At 72.4% G+C, this 5,254-nt stretch carries 6 protein-coding genes; 3 read left to right on the top strand and 3 right to left on the bottom strand.

All coding sequences use genetic code 11. The annotated features are described in order from the left end of the window. Positions 1-219: 219 nt before the first annotated feature. The gene (locus IH45_RS0142085; protein WP_030682243.1) at positions 220-492 is read right to left on the bottom strand and encodes a hypothetical protein; all 273 of its coding nucleotides are present in this window, start codon (positions 490-492) and stop codon (positions 220-222) included. A gap of 411 nt (positions 493-903) precedes the next feature. Here IH45_RS0142085 and IH45_RS0142080 point away from each other — a divergent pair, with 411 nt between their 5' ends. Next, the gene (locus tag IH45_RS0142080) at positions 904-2,226 is read left to right on the top strand and encodes an MFS transporter (protein ID WP_050515581.1); all 1,323 of its coding nucleotides are present in this window, start codon (positions 904-906) and stop codon (positions 2,224-2,226) included. A gap of 52 nt (positions 2,227-2,278) precedes the next feature. Here IH45_RS0142080 and IH45_RS0142075 read toward each other — a convergent pair whose 3' ends face one another. After that, positions 2,279-2,515 carry a hypothetical protein gene (locus IH45_RS0142075; protein WP_030682237.1) on the bottom strand — a complete coding sequence of 79 codons (237 nt, stop codon included), beginning with the start codon at positions 2,513-2,515 and terminating at the stop codon, positions 2,279-2,281. 67 nt (positions 2,516-2,582) lie between these two features. Here IH45_RS0142075 and map point away from each other — a divergent pair, with 67 nt between their 5' ends. Further along, positions 2,583-3,440 (top strand): type I methionyl aminopeptidase, encoded by an 858-nt coding sequence (gene map / locus IH45_RS0142070; RefSeq protein WP_030682234.1) that lies wholly within the window; start codon positions 2,583-2,585, stop codon positions 3,438-3,440. A gap of 206 nt (positions 3,441-3,646) precedes the next feature. Continuing rightward, positions 3,647-4,336 (top strand): biliverdin-producing heme oxygenase, encoded by a 690-nt coding sequence (locus tag IH45_RS0142065; RefSeq protein ID WP_050515580.1) that lies wholly within the window; start codon positions 3,647-3,649, stop codon positions 4,334-4,336. 18 nt (positions 4,337-4,354) lie between these two features. Here IH45_RS0142065 and IH45_RS0142060 read toward each other — a convergent pair whose 3' ends face one another. Next, complete coding sequence (locus IH45_RS0142060; RefSeq protein WP_050515579.1) at positions 4,355-5,098, bottom strand: PhzF family phenazine biosynthesis protein; 744 nt, start codon at positions 5,096-5,098, stop codon at positions 4,355-4,357. Between the last annotated feature and the right edge of the window lie 156 nt (positions 5,099-5,254).

Raw genomic sequence — 5,254 nt, 5'->3', positions numbered from 1 at the left:
GCGGGGGCGAGGCCCGCCGCCCCGCCGACGAGCGCGGCCAGGGAGGCGGCCGTGGCGGCCCAGCGGGCCACGGAGCGGGAGCGCTTGCGGGTTATGGGCATGACAATGAGTCCTTCGGTGTCGCGGGCTGCTGGGGACGCGGTGGGGGGAGTGCGGTGAGGGGGGGCGCGGTGCGGGGAAGGCGCCGGCGGAAAAGCGGTCGACCGGCCTGGTGACGGCTCAGTCCACGTACCAGAGCTTGTAGGGGCTGGCGCTGCTGTTGCCGTCGATGACCTCGCACTCGTAACGGCTGTACAGGCCGAGCGCGATGCTGAGCGAACCCGCCTGGACGCACTGCGCGTAGCCCGGGTAGTTGCCGCCGAAGACCCGGTAGCCGTTCGGCTGGGCGTCCGCGGTGCCCGCGGCTCCGAGGGACAGCGCCACGGCGGCGGCCGCCGTGCACAGACCGGTGGCCAGCTTCCGGGAGCGGGTGCCGAGCATGCTGGATTTCACGGGAGTGTTCCTTTCTGGACGCGCCGCGGCGAGCAAGGGATCGCCGGAAGTGCCGGGAGGGCATGCGGAGCGGGGACGGTTGACTTCGGCTGGGGGGAGGTTGCCGCCGCGACAGCAGGCGCCGGGACTGCGGAAGCGGCTGGTACTGCGACGGGCGGGACGCGAAGAGAGCGTTTGCGGCCCGCCCTTGGGGCCGTGTGCTGGGCTCCAGCTTTCCGGGGCCGGCTAACAGCGATCTAACGCCCCGCCCGTTAGACGATTAGGCAGTCGGTCCGTCAGGCGGTCGGCCCCCTCCCCGGACCTGCGCGGACTGCGCGGACTGCGCCTGCGCAATGAGCCGTCCGCCGCACCGGCAGGGCCCGCATTCAATTCGGTTGCCCGCCGCCCGGCCCCGCCGCACGATGAAGCCTTGTGACCGAACAAGACCGCCCCCCGCCGAAACGTCCCCGCCGCGCCGCCGCCCTGCTCCCCGACCTGACGCCCTGGCGCTCCTCCGCCGACTTCCGCCGCATGTGGTGCGCGGGCGCGGTGACCGTGTTCGGGTCGTGGCTGACGCTGGTCGCGGTGCCGTTCCAGCTCAAGGAGCTGACCGGGTCGACGCTCGCGGTCGGCGCGGTGGGCGCGGTGGAGATCGTGCCGCTGATCGTCTTCGGCCTGTACGGCGGCGCGCTCGCGGACGCCATGGACCGCCGCAAGCTGATCCTGTGGACCGAGGTGGCCCTCGGTCTGCTGTCGGTGTTGCTGCTGCTCAACAGCCTGCTGCCGCACCCGCTGAGCTGGCCGCTGTACGTGATCGTGGCGGCGTCCAGCGCGCTGACCGGACTCCAGCGCCCGGCCCTCGACGCGATCGTGCCGCGCATCGTCCCGCACGACCAGCTGCCCGCCGCGTCCGCGCTGAACGCCCTGCGCTGGCAGATCGGCGCCATCGCCGGGCCCGCGCTGGCCGGTGTGCTGATCGCGTACGCGGGACTGCGCTGGGCGTACGCGATCGACGCCGTCACGTTCGCGATATCCGCCGCGCTCGCGGTCGGCCTGGCGGCCTCCCCCGCCTCGCACGACGCCGAGAAGCCGTCGCTGCGCGGCATCTGGGAGGGCGCGCGCTACGCCTGGAGCCGCAAGGAACTGCTCGGTACGTACGCCGTCGACCTGACCGCGATGCTCTTCGCCTTCCCGATGGCGATCTTCCCGTTCCTGGCGGACGATCTCGGTGCGCCGTGGGCCCTGGGCCTGATGTACGCGGCGCTGCCCGCCGGGTCCTGCGTGGTCAGCCTGACCAGCGGCTGGACCTCACGGGTGCACCGGCACGGGCGGGCGGTGCTGTTCGCCGCGGCGGCCTGGGGGCTGGCCATGACCGCCGCGGGCTGGGCGTCCAACGTCTGGCTGGTGCTGCTGAGCCTGGCCGTGGCCGGAGCCTGCGACATGGTCAGCGGCATCTTCCGCTCGGCCATGTGGAACCAGACCATCCCCGACGAGCTGCGCGGCCGGCTGGCCGGCATCGAGCTGCTGTCGTACTCGGTCGGGCCGCAGCTGGGCCAGGTCCGCTCGGGCGGCATGGCGGCCGTCACCTCCGTACGGACCTCGGTGTGGGCGGGCGGCGTGCTGTGCGTGGCCGGGGTGGTGGCGCTGGCCACGGCGCTGCCGAAGCTGCTGGCGTACGACGCGCGGACGAACGAGCACGCGGTGCGGATGCGGGAGGCGCGTGGGGCGCGGGCGGAGACCACGACGGCGGCGTAGCCGGTGCCGGGCGGGGCCGGCCGCCCCGCCCGCCCGGCGCGCAGCCCCGCCCCTACGCGGACTCCCCCTCTTCCTTCCCGCCCCCCTTCTCGTGCCACCGGGGGTCGGTCTCCCACTCAAGATTGCGTTCGCGGGCGGTCTCCATCGCGTGGGCCGCCTCCTCGCGTGTCGCGTACGGGCCGAAGCGGTCGGCGGCGCGGCACTGGGGGCCCTCTTCGACCGTTCCGTGCTTGAGGCAGTAGAACCACTCGCCGGGCTTGCCGGCCGTCCGCCTCTTGAACAGCGCCATCGTGGCCTCCTGTGTGCGACTCCTGTGCCGCCATCCTGCCCGATGGGCCGCGGATACACTCGCTGGCATGTCTGGCCAGTCGCTTCTTGTCCCGGGGAAGATCTCCCCCACCCGTCCCGTCCCCGCCTCGATCCCCCGCCCCGAATACGTGGGCAGGCCCGCCCCCACGCCGTACACGGGTCCCGAGGTGCAGGACGCGGAAACGATCGAGCGGATGCGCGTCGCGGGGCGGATCGCCGCCCAGGCGATGGAGGAGGCCGCCAAGCTGATCGCGCCGGGCGTGACCACCGACGAACTGGACCGGGTCGCCCACGAGTTCATGTGCGACCACGGCGCCTACCCCTCCACCCTCGGCTACCGCGGCTTCCCGAAGTCGCTGTGCTCCTCGGTCAACGAGGTCATCTGCCACGGCATCCCGGACTCGACCGTCCTGCGGGACGGTGACATCGTGAACCTGGACGTGACCGCCTACATCGACGGCGTGCACGGCGACAACAACGCCACCTACCTGTGCGGCGACGTGGACGAGGAGTCCAAGCTGCTGGTGGACCGGACCCGGGAGGCCCTCAACCGGGCGATCAAGGCGGTCAAGCCGGGCCGCCAGATCAACATCATCGGCCGGGTCATCGAGTCGTACGCCAAGCGCTTCGGCTACGGGGTGGTCCGCGACTTCACCGGCCACGGGATCAACACGTCCTTCCACTCCGGGCTGATCGTCCCGCACTACGACAGCCCGCACCACACCACCGACATCAAGCCCGGCATGACCTTCACCATCGAGCCGATGCTGACGCTGGGCACCCACGAGTACGACATGTGGGAGGACGGCTGGACGGTGGTGACGAAGGACCGCAAGCGGACCGCGCAGTTCGAGCACACCCTCGTCGTCACGGACACCGGCGCGGAGATCCTGACGCTTCCGTAGTCCGCGCCGTCACGCAGTTCTCCCCAGGCCGGGGCCCGCACGGCGGGTCCCGGCCTGAGTGCTGCCATCTCGCTGCGCGCGGGGATCAACAGCGGTAGGGTTTTACCGACAGCCTGTCGGGAACAGGTTGACTTAGGTAAGCCTAACCAACCACAATTCGATCCTGTACGCACTCCACGCACCCCATCGGTCCCCGGAGGTCCGTCTTGGCCGCGCCCAGTTCGACCCCGTCCGCGCAGTCCGCCGCAGCGGTGCCGTTCTCCACGCTGATCCGCACCGCGTCGCACGAGCAGCACACGGAGGCCGAGAACTCGTCCTTCATGGGCGACCTGCTCGGCGGCAAACTCGGTGTCACGGCCTACCGGCGCTACACCGAGCAGCTGTGGTTCGTCTACCGCGCGCTGGAGGACGCCTCCGAGGCCCTCGCCGACGACCCGGTCGCCGGGCCGTTCATCCGGCCCGAGCTGGCCCGCAGGGCGGCACTGGAGCGTGACCTCGCCCACCTCGGCGGCCCGTCCTGGCGTACGGGGCTGGCGCCCCTGCCGGCCACCGCCGCGTACGCCGAGCGCATCACCGAGTGCGCGAGCCGCTGGCCCGCCGGGTACGTCGCGCACCACTACACCCGCTACCTCGGCGACCTCTCCGGCGGCCAGATCATCCGTGGCACGGCCGAGAAGACCTGGGGCTTCGCGCGCAAGGGCGACGGCGTGCGGTTCTACGTCTTCGAGGGCATAGGCAACCCCGCCGCCTTCAAGCGCGAATACCGGGAGCTGCTGGACGCGCTGCCGGTGGACGACCTGGAGAAGCAGCGGGTGGTCGACGAGTGCAAGCGGGCCTTCGCTCTCAACACGGCGGTGTTCCGGGAGCTGGGGAACGAGTTCCCGCTGAGCGCGTAAGCACGTGTCCCGCGTCCGTCAGGGGCGCGGCGTTACAGGCCGCACGCTGCCACCCAGGGCGATCGTTCCGTCCGGGTACGGGCGCGTGCGGATGCGGGAGCCGGTGCCCTGGCGGATGTCCAGGGCCCGGCCCAGTTCGTGGGTGAGGGTGAGCGCCGCGGCGCCGGTGGCCTCGTCCTCCACGATGCCGTCGCCGCGGCGCGGGAAGTAGCGGGCGCGCACGGTGCCCGCGGTCCGGTCCCGCCACGCCCATACGTAGAGCGGGCCTTCGCCGGGCGGCGGCCCGTCCAGCGCGTCCACGTCCGCGGGTGTCGCGTACTCCTCCGTACGGCGCCCCGCGGACCACTCCGGCCGCCCGCGCACCCACACCGCGTCCCCCTCGTCCGCCCCGCTCCCGTCATACGTGACCGGCACCGCACCGGCCGGCGGGCGCAGCACGGCCGCCGGCCGCCCCAGGTGCCGCAGCAGCCACGCCGTGCCGACCAGAGGGTGTCCGGCGAAGGGCAGGCGGACGCTGGGCGTGTGGATGTCGAGCCGCCCGCTGTCCATGTCGTCGATGAATACCGTCTCGCTGAAGCCGAGATCGGCGGCGAGCGCTCGGCGTGCGGCCTGGTCCGGTACGGCGGCTCCGTTCGGTACGACGCCCAGCGGGTTGCCGCCCTGGCCGTCCGGGCCGCAGAAGACGCGTACTACGTGCAGGTCATGACGTTCTGCGTGCGGAGCATGGCCTTGTGGTGTGTGAGGCGTGTGGGGTGCTGTCATGCGGACATCTTCGCTTCCGGCGCATGTCCGGGAACGCCGGCGTACCCGCCGCGCGGAGGCATTGCGCGGCGGGTACGGCCGGTCCCGGGGCCCGGGGCGCGCCAATGGGGTGTGGGGAGCGCGGCCCTAGGGGGAGCGGGGCCCGGGAAGGTGGGG

The organism is Streptomyces rimosus subsp. rimosus (assembly GCF_000720725.1).
GTDB classification, from domain to species: Bacteria; Actinomycetota; Actinomycetes; order Streptomycetales; family Streptomycetaceae; genus Streptomyces; species Streptomyces rimosus_A.
Note: the sequence above shows the minus strand (reverse complement) of the source record. Positions and strands in the feature narration are given on the sequence as shown.